16 protein-coding genes and 1 pseudogene are annotated in these 13,521 nt (G+C 56.2%); 6 read left to right on the top strand and 11 right to left on the bottom strand.

All coding sequences use genetic code 11. The features are described 5' to 3' along the window. The first annotated feature begins 29 nt into the window (after window positions 1-29). Together SOM40_RS14995 and SOM40_RS14990 are read left to right on the top strand one after the other, a co-directional pair. Window positions 30-1,460 carry a DNA cytosine methyltransferase gene (locus SOM40_RS14995; protein WP_166182897.1) on the top strand — a complete coding sequence of 477 codons (1,431 nt, stop codon included), beginning with the start codon at window positions 30-32 and terminating at the stop codon, window positions 1,458-1,460. Next, window positions 1,444-1,935 (top strand): very short patch repair endonuclease, encoded by a 492-nt coding sequence (locus SOM40_RS14990; protein ID WP_320529789.1) that lies wholly within the window; start codon window positions 1,444-1,446, stop codon window positions 1,933-1,935. Before SOM40_RS14995 ends, SOM40_RS14990 begins: the two co-directional genes overlap by 17 nt. On the opposite strand, the gene yedA is transcribed toward SOM40_RS14990, so the two are convergent. Continuing rightward, entirely contained in the window at window positions 1,907-2,821 is a 915-nt protein-coding gene (gene yedA / locus SOM40_RS14985) for a drug/metabolite exporter YedA (RefSeq protein ID WP_320529790.1), read from the bottom strand. The two genes, SOM40_RS14990 and yedA, sit on opposite strands and share 29 nt — an antisense overlap. A 176-nt stretch (window positions 2,822-2,997) precedes the next feature. Between yedA and SOM40_RS14980 the strand changes: the two genes are divergently transcribed. The 3 genes from SOM40_RS14980 to dgcQ all read left to right on the top strand — a co-directional run bounded on the left by SOM40_RS14980 (window position 2,998) and on the right by dgcQ (window position 5,966). After that, a complete protein-coding gene (locus tag SOM40_RS14980) occupies window positions 2,998-3,915 on the top strand; it encodes a DUF808 domain-containing protein (RefSeq protein ID WP_320529791.1) in 918 nt (305 codons plus the stop codon). 78 nt (window positions 3,916-3,993) lie between these two features. Beyond that, window positions 3,994-4,176, top strand: a complete 183-nt coding sequence (locus SOM40_RS14975; protein ID WP_166182893.1) for a YodC family protein — start codon at window positions 3,994-3,996, stop codon at window positions 4,174-4,176. Between the two features lie 113 nt (window positions 4,177-4,289). Beyond that, on the top strand, window positions 4,290-5,966 hold the full coding sequence (dgcQ, locus tag SOM40_RS14970) for a cellulose biosynthesis regulator diguanylate cyclase DgcQ (protein WP_242685327.1): 1,677 nt from the start codon (window positions 4,290-4,292) through the stop codon (window positions 5,964-5,966). Here the strand turns inward: dgcQ and SOM40_RS14965 are convergent. After that, entirely contained in the window at window positions 5,948-6,760 is an 813-nt protein-coding gene (locus SOM40_RS14965) for a mannosyl-3-phosphoglycerate phosphatase-related protein (RefSeq protein WP_166182891.1), read from the bottom strand. The two genes, dgcQ and SOM40_RS14965, sit on opposite strands and share 19 nt — an antisense overlap. A 298-nt stretch (window positions 6,761-7,058) precedes the next feature. Further along, window positions 7,059-7,286 (bottom strand): YodD family peroxide/acid resistance protein, encoded by a 228-nt coding sequence (gene yodD / locus SOM40_RS14960; protein ID WP_106993432.1) that lies wholly within the window; start codon window positions 7,284-7,286, stop codon window positions 7,059-7,061. 128 nt (window positions 7,287-7,414) lie between these two features. On the opposite strand from yodD, the gene dsrB reads away from it, so the two are divergent. Further along, entirely contained in the window at window positions 7,415-7,603 is a 189-nt protein-coding gene (gene dsrB / locus SOM40_RS14955; RefSeq protein WP_181247239.1) for a protein DsrB, read from the top strand. A 76-nt stretch (window positions 7,604-7,679) separates the two neighbouring features. On the opposite strand, the gene SOM40_RS14950 is transcribed toward dsrB, so the two are convergent. The 8 genes and pseudogenes from SOM40_RS14950 to fliM form a co-directional block, all read right to left on the bottom strand. After that, window positions 7,680-8,831, bottom strand: a complete 1,152-nt coding sequence (locus SOM40_RS14950; protein ID WP_320529792.1) for an integrase core domain-containing protein — start codon at window positions 8,829-8,831, stop codon at window positions 7,680-7,682. A gap of 165 nt (window positions 8,832-8,996) precedes the next feature. Next, window positions 8,997-9,620 carry a transcriptional regulator RcsA gene (gene rcsA / locus SOM40_RS14945; RefSeq protein ID WP_106993430.1) on the bottom strand — a complete coding sequence of 208 codons (624 nt, stop codon included), beginning with the start codon at window positions 9,618-9,620 and terminating at the stop codon, window positions 8,997-8,999. 287 nt (window positions 9,621-9,907) lie between these two features. Further along, window positions 9,908-10,700: pseudogene (gene fliR, locus SOM40_RS14940) on the bottom strand (flagellar biosynthetic protein FliR); the annotation flags it as partial. A gap of 8 nt (window positions 10,701-10,708) precedes the next feature. Then, window positions 10,709-10,978: a flagellar biosynthesis protein FliQ gene (fliQ, locus tag SOM40_RS14935; protein ID WP_106993428.1), complete on the bottom strand. Its 270-nt coding sequence runs from the start codon at window positions 10,976-10,978 to the stop codon at window positions 10,709-10,711. Between the two features lie 10 nt (window positions 10,979-10,988). Then, complete coding sequence (fliP, locus tag SOM40_RS14930; RefSeq protein WP_106993427.1) at window positions 10,989-11,726, bottom strand: flagellar type III secretion system pore protein FliP; 738 nt, start codon at window positions 11,724-11,726, stop codon at window positions 10,989-10,991. Further along, window positions 11,726-12,100 (bottom strand): flagellar biosynthetic protein FliO, encoded by a 375-nt coding sequence (fliO, locus tag SOM40_RS14925; RefSeq protein ID WP_320530271.1) that lies wholly within the window; start codon window positions 12,098-12,100, stop codon window positions 11,726-11,728. The genes fliP and fliO overlap by 1 nt, the downstream gene beginning before the upstream one ends. A gap of 2 nt (window positions 12,101-12,102) precedes the next feature. After that, complete coding sequence (gene fliN, locus SOM40_RS14920) at window positions 12,103-12,516, bottom strand: flagellar motor switch protein FliN (protein ID WP_106993425.1); 414 nt, start codon at window positions 12,514-12,516, stop codon at window positions 12,103-12,105. Continuing rightward, window positions 12,513-13,517 carry a flagellar motor switch protein FliM gene (fliM, locus tag SOM40_RS14915; RefSeq protein WP_106993424.1) on the bottom strand — a complete coding sequence of 335 codons (1,005 nt, stop codon included), beginning with the start codon at window positions 13,515-13,517 and terminating at the stop codon, window positions 12,513-12,515. The genes fliN and fliM overlap by 4 nt, the downstream gene beginning before the upstream one ends. Window positions 13,518-13,521 lie beyond the last annotated feature (4 nt).

The raw sequence follows: 13,521 nt of genomic DNA, 5'->3' as shown, positions 1-13,521 counted from the left end.
CCTCAGTCCCTTTTGGCCCGGTTAAATCTATGCAGGAAAATGTATCAGTGATGGAGTCCGCGCTTGTGCTGGCAGAGAAATCAACGGCTTCAGTTCAGGCGTTATTGAGCCAGCTCCTGGAAATTTACGATGCCAGAACGCTGGCTCATCTTCTGAAGACTCAGGGCGACAGTCACTGGAGCCCGGCGATCCTCAAGCGTCTGGTGACCAGCGAGCGGGCAGGCCATCGCCTCAGCGACGGTGAATATAGCCTGCTGCAAAACCTGCTTCCGCGCCCTCCGGCCTGTCATCCGCACTATGCTTTCCGCTTTGTCGATCTGTTTGCCGGGATCGGCGGCATCCGCCATGGTTTTGAGGCGATCGGCGGCCAGTGCGTGTTTACCAGCGAGTGGAACAAACATGCGGTGCGCACCTACAAGGCCAACTGGTATTGCGATCCGGATGCGCACCAGTTCAACGATGACATCCGCGAAGTCACCCTCAGCCACCAGAGCGGCGTCACGGACGACGAGGCAGCGCAGCACATTCGCAACGCCATTCCGGAGCATGACGTGCTGCTGGCGGGCTTCCCCTGTCAGCCGTTTTCGCTGGCCGGGGTATCAAAGAAGAATGCCCTGGGCCGCGCGCACGGTTTTGCCTGCGACACCCAGGGAACGCTGTTCTTCGACGTGGCGCGCATTATTGACGCTCGCCGCCCGGCCATCTTCGTCCTTGAGAACGTGAAGAACCTGAAGAGCCACGACGGAGGTAAAACCTTCCGCATCATCATGCAGACCCTCGACGACCTGGGATATGACGTAGCGGATGCCGCGGAGAGCGGGCCTGACGATCCGAAGATTATCGATGGTAAACATTTCCTGCCCCAGCACCGCGAGCGCATTGTGCTGGTGGGTTTTCGTCGCGATCTCAACCTGCGGGGCAACTTCACGCTGCGCGATCTTCCCGGGCTGTGGCCGGCTCGCCGACCCACCATTGCCGATCTGCTCGAACCCGTGGTGGACGCAAAATTCATTCTCACCCCGGTGCTGTGGAAATATCTGTATCGCTATGCGCAGAAGCATCAGGCGAAGGGCAACGGGTTTGGTTTCGGTATGGTCGATCCCACCAACCCGAACAGCGTTGCCCGTACTCTCTCGGCGCGCTATTACAAAGACGGGGCCGAGATCCTCATTGACCGGGGCTGGGATAAAGCCCTCGGTGAGCGGGATTTCGACGATCCGCAAAACCAGCGCCACCGTCCTCGCCGCCTGACGCCGCGCGAGTGTGCCCGTCTGATGGGCTTTGAAACCCCTCAGGGCTACCAGTTCCGCATTCCGGTGTCTGACACCCAGGCTTACCGTCAGTTTGGTAACTCGGTGGTAGTCCCGGCGTTTGCCGCCGTCGCCCGACTGCTGGAGTCGCGCATTCTGCAGGCGGTAGCGCAACGCAAGGCTGAGACTGTCGATGGCGGACGTTCATAATAAGGCCACCCGCAGTAAAAACATGCGCGCCATCGGCACGCGGGATACGGCCATCGAAAAACGGCTGGCTGGCCTGCTGACGGAGGTCGGTTTTGCGTTCCGCGTGCAGGACGCCAGCCTTGCCGGGCGGCCTGATTTTGTGATTGATAGCCACCAGTGCGTCATTTTTACCCACGGCTGTTTCTGGCATCGCCACGACTGCTATCTGTTTAAGGTCCCGGCGACCCGCACCGACTTCTGGCTGGAAAAAATTGGCAAAAACGTTGTTCGCGACAACCGCGATATTGGCTTGCTCCAGCAGCAGGGCTGGCGGGTGCTGGTGGTGTGGGAGTGCGCGCTGCGCGGCAGGTTAAAGCTGGATGACAGGGCGCTCACCGAGCGGCTGGAGGAGTGGATCTGCGGCGGTGGAGAGACCGCGCAGATCGACACTCAGGGCATTCGCCCGCTTAAGGTTTCTCAGCCTGACACGACGTAACCACCGGTTTGGCCGGTAACAGATACTTGCCCAATGTCACCAGCACCACCGCCATAATGATGATCCCCAGCGCCATCCACTCAACCGGGGAAAGCGATTCCCCACCAAGACCGGTACCCAGCAGCACGGCCACCACCGGATTCACATAGGCATAGCTGGTGGCGACTGCCGGAGAGACATTGCGGATCAGGAACATATAGGCATTAATCGCAATTACCGAGCCGAAAATGGCCAGATAACCCACCGCCAGGAAGCCGGACAGGTCGGGCAGGGTAGTCAGCTTTTCGCCGGATATCATCGACGCCACCAGCAGCACGATCCCGGCGGTGACCATCTCAATCGCCCCGGCCATCATCCCGGTGGGTAATTCGATGCGTGAGCCGTACACCGAGCCAAACGCCCAGCTCATCGACCCGATCAGGATCAGCACCGCACCCCACGGATTGCCGCTCAGATTACCGCCGCTGTTGAGCAGAATAATGCCCGCCATCCCGATAGCGATCCCCAGCCACTCCAGCTTGCGCGTTTTGATGCCAAACAGGCGGCTAAAGCAGAGGGTGAACAGGGGAACGGTCGCGACCACCACCGCCGCGATCCCCGAAGGAACATTCTGGTGTTCCGCCACGGTGACAAAGCCATTTCCGACCGCCAGCAGCAGGACGCCGATCAGGGCGGCGTTGAGCAGCGGGCGCAGCGGCGGCAACCTGTGACCGCGCAGGAATAAAAACGCCAGCAGCAGGACACCCGCAGAGAGGAAGCGCACGCCCGCCATCATCAGAGGCGGCCAGCTCTCCACGCCGATGCGGATCACGAAGTAGGTGGACCCCCAGATGATATAGAGCGCAAACAGCGCGCCCGCTAATGGTAAGACTTGCCTGAAACGCATACTCCCTCACAATGCAATAATTTGGTCGCATAGAGTTAACGTGAAAACTATCACGCTGGCGAGTTCTTTAATTGTGGTGATTCTGAATTATTTGTTGACTTAAACGGGAAAGTTTCGGGGTTGCGGGTTTTACTCCATACTGTTCAGGTTATTAACAAAAAAGAAGGAACGTAATTTTGGCGGGAAGTAGCTTATTAACACTGCTGGATGATATTGCCACCTTGCTGGACGATATTTCGCTGATGGGAAAACTGGCGGCCAAGAAGACCGCGGGCGTGCTGGGAGACGATCTCTCCCTCAATGCCCAGCAGGTCTCGGGCGTACGCGCCAATCGGGAGTTGCCGGTGGTCTGGGCCGTGGCGAAGGGGTCATTGCTCAATAAAGTGATCCTCGTGCCGCTGGCGTTGCTGATCAGCGCCTTTATCCCCTGGGCCATCACGCCGCTGTTGATGGTAGGCGGGGCGTTTCTCTGCTTTGAAGGGGCAGAGAAAATATTGCATTCGCTCGAATCACGTAAAAATAAAGGGAAGGAGAGCCCGGAGGCGCGGCAACAGCGTCTGGAAGCGCTGGCCTCGCAGGATCCCGTCACCTTTGAGAAAGATAAGATAAAGGGCGCGGTCCGCACCGACTTTATCCTGTCGGCTGAAATTGTGGCTATCACCCTGGGAATTGTGGCGGATGCGCCGCTGCTGAACCAGGTGCTGGTGCTGTCCGGGATTGCCATTGTGGTCACGATCGGGGTCTACGGCCTGGTGGGAGTCATCGTTAAACTCGACGACGTCGGCTACTGGCTGAGTGATAAAACCAGCGCCCTGGCGAAGATGATCGGTAAAGCCCTGCTGGTGATTGCCCCCTGGCTGATGAAGTCCCTGTCGGTGATTGGTACCCTGGCCATGTTCCTGGTCGGCGGCGGGATCGTGGTGCATGGCATCGCGCCGCTGCATCATGCCATTGAACACTTTGCCGAAGGACAAGCTACTGTTATTGCAACCGTTTTACCTACCTTACTGAATCTGGTGATCGGGTTAATCATTGGCCTTATCGTGGTCGCTATAGTAAAACTCGTCGGAAAAATGCGAGGTAGTTCACATTAATAGCTTGTGGCTATACCAGGCATAACTGTTATTTGTCGACTAAATTGATACAGTTTCACACTGATAAAGGAGGCGGTTATGGTCTTTCTGGTCAGCGATGAAGTTAAGCCAAAAAACGGCGGTCCACGAATGGTCGTTACCGGCTATGCAAGCGGAATGGTGGAGTGTCGCTGGTACGACGGTTACGGCATCAAGCAGGAAGCATTTCGTGAAGATGAGCTTCAGCATGGTGACGGCATCCGGCGACAGGACAAGGCTTGAGTCACGCTACGCCCGGCAATGCCGGGCGTTTTTGTGCGCTATAATCGCTAACAGACAGTAATATTACCGTCCCCGCACATGCGGATGGCGTAGGTGGCTTTCAGGGAGTGTGTGTGCAGCCCGACGATATTGTAAGAAAAGAGGTTTTTGCGGCACCTCATCGTTTTCATCCGGGCCGGGTTGTCAATATCTGCTTCATTACCGTCCTCATCTTCTCCACGCTGCTGACCTGGCGCGAGGCTGTGGTGCTTGAAGACGCCTATGCCGCTACGCAGCACACGCATCTTGAGAACGTGGTTAACTCGCTGGATCGCCAGCTGCAGTTCAGCGTGGAAAAACTGCTCTTCTTTCGCAACGGCATGCAGGATGCCCTTGAAACCCCGCTGGCCTCTACGGTGTTGCATGATACCGTCTCCCGCGTTAGCGACCTGCGGACAAAATCTTTCTGGCAACTCACCTTCGACGAGCGGCGCACCTTACCCTTGAATGGCGTTTCCGATGCCTTTGTCGAGCAGACCAACAGCCTGATACGCGACGACGAACGGCTCGAACAGGAGATGAGTGCCGCCTTCGAAATGGGCTATTTGCTGCGTATTAATGCCCCTCCTGCGCACGCAAAGCGCATCGTTTACGTCTCCCGGGCGGGGTTTTACATCTCGACCGAGCCCAACAATGGGGAGCGGGACATAACCACCCGTTACTATCAGCTGGCGATCACCCCGTGGTTCACCCGGCAATCGGAGCGCGATAATCGCGCCCGCAGCGTGCGCTGGTTTACGCAGGCGGCTGAACGCGATCGCATCGTTACGGTCAGCGTCCCGGTCGACTATCAGCGTTACTGGTACGGCGTGCTGGCGATTGATTTTACCCTGCAGGGGATCAAGAAGCTGCTGCAGGATGCGGTAGATGGTAATGGGGAAGGGGAGTTCCAGCTCTACGACAACAGCTTTACGCTGCTCGCCACGTCGGAGAGCGTCGCCCGAAACGCCAGCCAGTTTGATGAGCGCGAACGCGCGCAGATTGCCAGCGCGATGGAGAAGGATACCGAAGGGGAGATCCGGCTGGGGAGTCGGTACGTTAACTGGCAGCATCTGGACCACTTTGACGGGGTCCTGCTGCGCATCCACACCTTCAGGGAAGGGGCGCAAGGCGATTTTGGCAGCATTACCATTGCCCTGACGCTGCTCTGGCTGCTGTTCACCGGGATGCTGGTGGTCTCGTGGTTCGTCATCCGCCGGATGGTCAGCAACATGTACCGGCTGCAACACTCGCTCCAGTGGCAGGCCTGGCACGATCCCCTCACGCGGATCAACAACCGCGGCGCGCTGTTTGAGCGGGCAAAAGCGCTGGCGAAGCGATGCGAGCAACAGCAGCAGCCTTTCTCGGTAATGCAGATGGATCTCGACCATTTTAAAAACATCAACGACAGATACGGCCACCAGGCGGGCGATAAGGTACTGACCCATGCGGCCAGGTTAATCACCAGCACGATACGGGAGGCCGATGTCGCCGGGCGCGTGGGCGGGGAAGAGTTTTGCGTGGTCCTGCCAGGAGCCGGGCCTGAGGAGGCGATGCAGATTGCCGAGCGGATACGGGCGCGTATTAACGGCCGCGAAATTCTGGTGAAAAAGAGCCAGACGGCACGCATCAGCGTGTCGATCGGCGTCAGCAGCGCCCGGGAAAACGGTAATTACGACTTTGAACAGCTGCAGTCCATCGCTGACGCCCGTCTCTATCAGGCGAAGCAGCGAGGACGCAATCAGGTCGTTGGTCAGGAAGAGAAGAAGTGATCCAGCCCTTCACGCCAGCCCGCAGGACCTGGCTGTTGGGTATGGTAAACCCGCTGCGGGTCATCGTTTTTCAGCTGTATGCCCTGGCGGTTAATACCTTTGATCACCACCGCCAGGTCCACGCTGTCCAGCAGCGGCGCGTCGTTTGGCCCGTCCCCCAGCCCTAAGGTGGTGGGCAGCATGCCGTCGCGCTGCAGGTACTGCTCATTGAGCCAACTGATGGCCTGGTCTTTGCCGCCCCGGGCGTCAAGGATATGCCAGAAGCGCGCGCCCTGAACAAATTTCAGCCCCAGCGCCTCCAGGGCCGTTTCAAACGCCGCCATTTCCTCGTCGCTGTCACGCCAGATCAGCGTAACCGAGGCTTCGTGCAGCCGCGCCAGGGCCGCTCTTTCGCGACTGAGGCCTGTCCACTCGCTAATCACCCGCTCGTCCACCTCATCGAAGGTGGTGAACTTGTACCCCGCGTCGGTACGCAGCTGGTTAATCACCTGGACAATATCGGCATGGGGAACCCCGCTGATCAGCCGTGGGGCGTCAGGATGATCGTTCCAGCGCACATCCAGCTGGATCACCGCGCCGTTCTCCGCAATAAAGGGCAGACCGTCCAGGCCGAGATCGCGCTGGATCGCCTGCATCTCCGCCGCGGTTTTGCTGCTACAGAGAACGATCGGGATTTGATGGTCCTGTAAGGTCTCCAGCCAGCCAGCGGCGGGTTGCCAGTCGTAGGTGTGAATGTCCAGCAGCGTGCCATCCAGATCGCTATAGATGAGCAGCGGGTCCTCAAGTGAAGGCATAGCATCTCCCGTAACCTATAACAGTCGTTTATAGGAATTTTCTTAAAAAATTGGCATGGCAATAGTTCCACTTATGGAACCGATCCCGTTGAGGCCGCGTCCCAGGCCCATTGGCAATCATATCTAAAAATTTAATTTCGCGAGGTAACTATAAATGTGAAAAATATATCCTTGTCTTGCAAAATTTTTGCAGATAATGTCTACCCCACATCAGATTTCCTGGTGTAACGAATTTACAAGTGCTTCTTGCATAAGCAAGTTTCATCCCGGTCACCCCATGACCGGGATTTTTTTCGCCTCAGCGATTCACTTCCGTCACGCTAAAATCATGGATATCGAGCTCGAAGGCCTCAGCCAGCTCGCGCCAGGTGTGGTAATCCCGGTCATTCACTCTTACCCGTGCGGGGTCATCCTCGATGCGTTTTACCTCACTCTCGCTAATCTCATTGATTGCGGCGAGCAGGGCATCGACGTCAACATTCACTTCCCGTTTTGCCGTTTCGCTGTACTCTTTGACGGTCTTCATCACTCACTCCTCATTACAGGCTGTCCACCTGTAAGTATAGACCGTCGATAAAAACGTCATTCACGCGGCAACACGCTGCCAGTTTTCACGTTTTGTTCTACACTGGCTCAAAACCAGAGGAGGATTTTATGCAGGTTAACGATCGGGTGACAGTCAAAACGGATGGTGGGCCGCGCCGCCCGGGTGTGGTACTGGCGGTTGAGCAGTTTAATGAAGGCACGATGTACCTGGTCTCGCTGGAAGATTACCCGCTCGGGATCTGGTTCTTTAACGAGACGGGTCACCCTGACGGCATTTTCGTCGAAAGCCAGGAGTAACGCGTGTGTCGGGTAGCGCGGTGTATGACCGGATACACAGGTGGCACATCAGACCGGGAACACAGGTAACACTTTTCTAGTCTATCCGGATCACACTCTGGGTTTTCCGGTCATAGTACGCAAGCGTTATTCCATTGAAGATGATGGCCTCAAGGCCATCATCCTGCTCTTCCAGCATGACGAACTCCCCGATCAACGCTTCACTCAGGAACACCATTTTTCCCATATAAAGTGCCCCTTTCGACATCACCTTATGCAGCCGGGCTCCTGCCGGATAGGTGAACTCCGGAACCCTGCCATCCCAGCGCCGTCCGGAGGGTGTCCAGACGGTTCCGGGTGTTGCCCCGTTCAGCGCTTCATGGGGCCTTTCATGATTAAATTCCTTCCGGTAATGGCTGAACCAGACCTGCTGCTCCTCCATCGTCATGAAGGTATTGCCATGTTTCAGCGCGCTTTTCAGGGAACGGTGCATGCGTTCGTGCCGCCCGTTTTCCTCCGGATGACCCAGCCGGATACGTTCCGGCCTGACGCCCAGCTTTATCAGCCAGACCGCAAGACGGCTTAACCCGGCGATACCTGTCCCCGCGAAGGGCTGACCGTTGTCGGTTCTGAGCACCTCCGGGAGCCCGTACTCCAGGAACGCATCAGTCAGGCACTGTCTGACGAAGGGCTCGCTCTCCCGGTCCGTTCCCCGGCAGCTCAGCAGATACCGGCTGTGGTTATCGGTCAGGGTGAAGGGGTGGCAGTATTCCCTGCTCAGCAGCCTGAACCTGCCCTTAAAGTCCGCGCTCCAGACCTGATTGTTCTCACTGATGGTGGTCAGGGGCTGGCGGTTGCCCGGCGTCCGGCGTTTTCGCTTTTTATCCGGAACCAGGCCCTCCCGTTTAAGGATATCGCCGATGGTACTGGCGGCAGGCACGGTAAAACCGACATGATGATTGAGGCACCACATCCGCAGTTTTTTGGGCCCCCAGTCAGGGTGCTTTTGCCGCAGGGCCGTCAGGTAAGCCGCGATACCATCCGGAACGGACCGGGAGTGCGAGTGCGGGGCACGGGAGTGGTCAGAGAGGGATGAGAGGTCATCCGGGTCGAAGCGTTGAAGCCATTTATAGCCGGTCTTGCGGCTGATGCCGAAGAGCCGACAGAGGGCGGAAAAGGAGTCCGTGCCTGCGTGGCAGGCACGGATAAAATCAAGGCGTTGCATGGGTCGGGTCTCAGTCCAGGGCATAGCGAGTCTCCTCTTCTATGCCAGTTATAACTGTTACCCATGTATCCGGTCTAAAGTGTTACCCATGTTTCCGGTTCATACCCGGGCTGGCCCGACCCAAATAGCGCACAGGAAAAATCTCTGGCATAGCCAGAGATCGGGGAGCAATAAAAAAGGGGAGGGCGATTAACGCAGGTTAACGTAAATTCCGTTGGTCACATTATCTGTCAGACGCACAACATGATAGATCACTTGCTTATTATGCGTTTTTATCTTCCTTTTAATATTTCCTTTATGTGACGAAACCGTCTTGGCCTTGATATTCATCTGATCGGATATTTGAATCGTTCCCTGTCCGGCCATCCACATTCGCAGCATACTTGATTCAGTCCGGCTTAATGATAAAGTCGGAAAATTAAATTCTGCTACATTCTTTATCTCTTTGCTTAAATAATCCCCCACCAGGTCATCCAGTGACTCCGGCTTAATGGATTTAGAGCTAATCAGAAGATTCTGACGTACCCGCAAATATTCGTCGAAATGAAGATTGGCAATTGCCATAAATACAATAAACAGAGTGCCGGGATGCTGATTAATGATCTGCTTTATTTGCTGACTGTTGCCAGGATCGTGAATGAAACAGTCCTCATTAATAAACACCACACCAGGCGTCAAGGCCTCACATGCGGCGGCAAGTTCGTCAACGTTATGAACGTCGTTGATGTCTTTTTTCTTTACCCCTCTGCTGGCCAAATACCCGGTTAACCCTAGCCGGGTGTAACTGCATAAATCCATAATGATCGTTGACATGGTATACCCTCACTCAATGCATAACGATAATTTACCATCGGCCTGAGAGCTCTATAACCGCCATACGGGATGGAATAACATAATTACCTGTGAGCATTACAAGGACTTTCAGGCGAACTCACTATCCCGTAAAGTTACGTATAATTTGCCAGGAAACTTCTTAAAGTAAAGTAAATGTTGAATAATGTGAGGAGGATAAAAACATTCAGGCCGCACCAGATATACGCTGGTAGATGTTCCTTATCTTTGACTTTAGGATTATCCTCAAAGAAACAATATAAAACCCAGGGGTTATTATTTCGCTGAAAGTTCACTCACGATATTGCTCAGCAGATTAAATACGTCACTGAATAAGCGTTCGCAGAAAGGGGCAATAAGGGGCATTAACAGAGAAATAAGCACCATGCCGACGGTCAGGGTGATCGGGAAACCAATGACAAACACCGAGAGCTGCGGTGCCATACGGTTCAGTAAACCCAGCGACAGGTTGAGGATCAGCAGCAGGGTAATCAGTGGCAGCGCCAGCATCAGGCCGTTAAGGAAGATCAGCCCGGCGGCACGGGTCAGGGCCATAAAGGCGTTACTGTTCACCGCTTCACCGCCAATCGGCAGCGTGTGGAAGGTATCCACCAGCATTGAAATCAGCCACAGATGACCATCAAAGGCCAGAAACAGCAGCATCGCCAGCAGGTCGATAATACGGGCGATGATCGGCATGTTGAGTCGGCTGCCCGGGTCGAAGAAGGTGGCGAACGACAGACCCATCTGTAAACCAATCAGCTCCCCGGCCATACGCACCGCGGCAAAGGCAAACTGCATCGTAAAACCGATCGCCACACCAATCAGGATCTGCTGTAACCCAACCCACAGGGCCGGACCCGAAAATATCGGCACGTTCACCGGCGGCAGCGTCGGGGCAACGATAATAGTGATAAGAATACCGAGGCCGATTTTCACCCGCTTGGGGATCGACCGCTCACTGAGGATCGGCGCGGTGGAGATCAGGGCCAGAATGCGCAGCAGGGGCCAGAAGTAGAGGCCGAGCCACTCAAGCCATTGATCGCTGGTGAAGTGGATCATGCCCGGGCTTAACCGATGATGTACGGCAGGTTGGTAAACAGATTACGCATGTAATCCAGCAGCAGGTTCAGCATCCACGGCCCGGCAATAATCATCGCCACGAACACGGCGATAATTTTTGGGATAAATGACAGGGTCATTTCGTTAATCTGGGTGGCGGCCTGCAGGATACTGATAATCAGACCGGTGACCAGGGCCACCAGCAGCAGGGGAGCGGCAACGGAGATGGCGACTTTCATCGCTTCCGTGCCCATCATCATGACCGATTCTGGCGTCATTGCGCGCTCCTTAACTGTAGAAACTTTGCGCCAGCGAGCCGACCAGCAGCTGCCAGCCATCCACCAGCACAAACAGCATCAGCTTGAAGGGCAGGGCAATGGTTGCCGGCGGCACCATCATCATCCCCAACGCCATCAGCACGCTGGCGATCACCAGGTCGATAATCAAAAACGGAATGAAGATCGTAAACCCAATCTGGAAGGCGGTTTTCAGCTCGCTGGTGACGTAGGCGGGCAGCAGAATGCGCATCGGCACCGCTTCCGGCCCCTGGATCGGCCCGGCGTTGGCCAGACGGGCAAACAGCGCCAGGTCGGCTTCACGGGTCTGACGCAGCATAAATTCGCGCAGCGGCTGTGCCCCTTTCTCCATCGCCTCCTGCATCGAGATCTTGTCTTCGCTGAACGGCTGATAGGCATCGACGTAAATCTTGTCGATCACCGGCGACATAATGAAGAAGGTCAAAAACAGGGACAGACCGAGCAGAACCTGGTTCGGCGGCGCCGAAGGGGTACCCAGCGCATTTCGCAGCAGACCGAAGACGATGATGATGCGGGTGAAGCTGGTCATCATCAGCAAGATTGCCGGGATAAAGGTCAGCGAGGTGATAAACACCAGCGTCTGAACCGACAGGGTCCAGCTCTGGCCACCCCCGGCCATCGGCGTGGAGATTATGCCTGGCAACTGAGCGTACACGGCGGGAGCAAACAGGCCAAGGCCTGCAAGCGCAAGGGATAAAACACGGCGCATCACGATCTCCCGGAACGCTTAAGCAAACTCTTCATCATGGCCTGGAAATCGGGCGGAACTTCTTTGCCTGTCTCTTCAGAGACCGGCGCAGGCGGTAAGGTATGCAGGATGTTAATTTGCGAGGCGGTGACACCCAGCACCAACCGGGCATCTTCCACCTCGATAATCACCACGCGCTCGCGTGGCCCCAGCGAGGTGCTGGCCGCAAGCTTTAGCCCGCGCGCGCCGGCGGTCTTACCCGCCAGGCCAACGCGTTTTGCCAGCCAGGCGACAATCAAAATAAAGGCAATAATACCCAGCAGCGCACCGCTGACCTGCAGCAGCGGCGAACCGGTCACTGCAGAGGGTTGAGAGACGATGGCCTGGGTTTTCATCATTAACGGCTCAGACGACGCATACGTTCAGACGGGGTGATAATGTCGGTGATACGCACGCCGTACTTATCGGCGACAACCACCACTTCACCCTGGGCAATCAGGTAGCCGTTGATCAGAATATCCAGCGGCTCACCGGCCAGACCGTCCAGCGCCACCACGGAACCCTGGGTCAGGCGCAGCAGCTCTTTGATGGTCATCCGGGTACGGCCCAGCTCCACGGTCAGCTTGACCGGGATATCCATAATCAGATCGATATCCTGCAGCGTGCCGCTGACGTCACCGCCGCCCAGCTGCTGGAACACCGCATCGGCCACGCTTTTGCTGGCCGGTGCTTGTTGTTCGTTTAATGCCTCAGCCCACAGATCGTCCAGTGCTCCGTTGTTGTCATCGGACGGATTGTTCATATCACTCATTTGGGCTGTTCCTCATTCAGAGAATTCAAAATCGGGTTAATCAGGTGCTCAACGCGTAACGCGTATTGATTGTTCACGGTGCCATACTGGCTGGTCAGCACGGGTACGCCATCCACATGGGCGATGATGCGATCGGGTTTGTCGATCGGCAGCACATCACCGGGTTTTAATTTTAAGATCTGCGACAACCGCAGCGGGACGTCGGCAAAGTTCGCCACCAGCTCCAGCTGGGAGTGCTGAACCTGGCGCACCAGGTTTTCGCGCCAGTTCTGGTCTTCGTGACGGGAGTTTTCCAGCGGCGGATTCACCAGCACTTCGCGCAGCGGTTCAATCATGCTGAACGGCAGACAGATGTTGAACTCACCGGTCAGGTTGCCGATCTCCACGTGGAACGGGGTGTTCACCACGATGTCGTTTGGCGAGGTGGTGATGTTGGTGAACTTCACCTGCATCTCGGAACGGACATACTCCACTTCCAGCGGGTGGATCGCTTTCCACGCGTCGCTGTAGCCTTCAAGGGCCAGCTTCAGCATGCGGTTGATGACGCGCTGTTCGGTATGGGTGAACTCGCGGCCTTCCACTTTAGTCGGGAAACGTCCGTCGCCGCCGAACAGGTTATCCACGGCGATAAACACCAGGCTTGGCGAGAAGACGAACAGGCCCGTGCCGCGCAGCGGTTTCAGATGGATCAGGTTGAGGTTCGTCGGCACCGGCAGGTTACGGGCGAACTCATGATAGGGCTGAATGCGGATCGCGCCGACGGTGATATCCGGGCTACGACGCAGCAGGTTAAACAGCCCCATACGGAACTGACGGGCAAAACGTTCGTTGATGATCTCCAGCGCCTGCAGACGCTCGCGCACCACGCGACGCTGGGTATTAGGATCGTAGGGACGAATGTCACTTTCGCCCGGTTTGCCCGGTTTTGGATCGTCGGTTTTATCGCTGTCGCCGTTGAGCAGCGCATCGATTTCCGCCTGAGAAAGAATACTGTCGCCCATGTCG

It is taken from the genome of Leclercia sp. CFBP8987 (assembly GCF_034044995.2).
In the GTDB taxonomy this organism is placed as follows: Bacteria; Pseudomonadota; Gammaproteobacteria; order Enterobacterales; family Enterobacteriaceae; genus Enterobacter; species Enterobacter tamurae.
This window is presented reverse-complemented; position numbering and strand designations above follow the sequence as displayed.

Bases quoted from the DNA above. Each gene is read 5' to 3' on its own strand.
- SOM40_RS14995 (WP_166182897.1), top strand. From the start codon at position 30: ATGCAGGAAAATGTATCAGTGATGGAGTCCGCGCTTGTGCTGGCAGAG.
- SOM40_RS14990 (WP_320529789.1), top strand. From the start codon at position 1,444: ATGGCGGACGTTCATAATAAGGCCACCCGCAGTAAAAACATGCGCGCC.
- yedA (WP_320529790.1), bottom strand. From the start codon at position 2,821: ATGCGTTTCAGGCAAGTCTTACCATTAGCGGGCGCGCTGTTTGCGCTC.
- SOM40_RS14975 (WP_166182893.1), top strand. From the start codon at position 3,994: ATGGTCTTTCTGGTCAGCGATGAAGTTAAGCCAAAAAACGGCGGTCCA.
- SOM40_RS14965 (WP_166182891.1), bottom strand. From the start codon at position 6,760: ATGCCTTCACTTGAGGACCCGCTGCTCATCTATAGCGATCTGGATGGC.
- yodD (WP_106993432.1), bottom strand. From the start codon at position 7,286: ATGAAGACCGTCAAAGAGTACAGCGAAACGGCAAAACGGGAAGTGAAT.
- dsrB (WP_181247239.1), top strand. From the start codon at position 7,415: ATGCAGGTTAACGATCGGGTGACAGTCAAAACGGATGGTGGGCCGCGC.
- SOM40_RS14950 (WP_320529792.1), bottom strand. From the start codon at position 8,831: ATGCCCTGGACTGAGACCCGACCCATGCAACGCCTTGATTTTATCCGT.
- rcsA (WP_106993430.1), bottom strand. From the start codon at position 9,620: ATGTCAACGATCATTATGGATTTATGCAGTTACACCCGGCTAGGGTTA.
- fliQ (WP_106993428.1), bottom strand. From the start codon at position 10,978: ATGACGCCAGAATCGGTCATGATGATGGGCACGGAAGCGATGAAAGTC.
- fliP (WP_106993427.1), bottom strand. From the start codon at position 11,726: ATGCGCCGTGTTTTATCCCTTGCGCTTGCAGGCCTTGGCCTGTTTGCT.
- fliO (WP_320530271.1), bottom strand. From the start codon at position 12,100: ATGAAAACCCAGGCCATCGTCTCTCAACCCTCTGCAGTGACCGGTTCG.
- fliN (WP_106993425.1), bottom strand. From the start codon at position 12,516: ATGAGTGATATGAACAATCCGTCCGATGACAACAACGGAGCACTGGAC.
- fliM (WP_106993424.1), bottom strand. From the start codon at position 13,517: ATGGGCGACAGTATTCTTTCTCAGGCGGAAATCGATGCGCTGCTCAAC.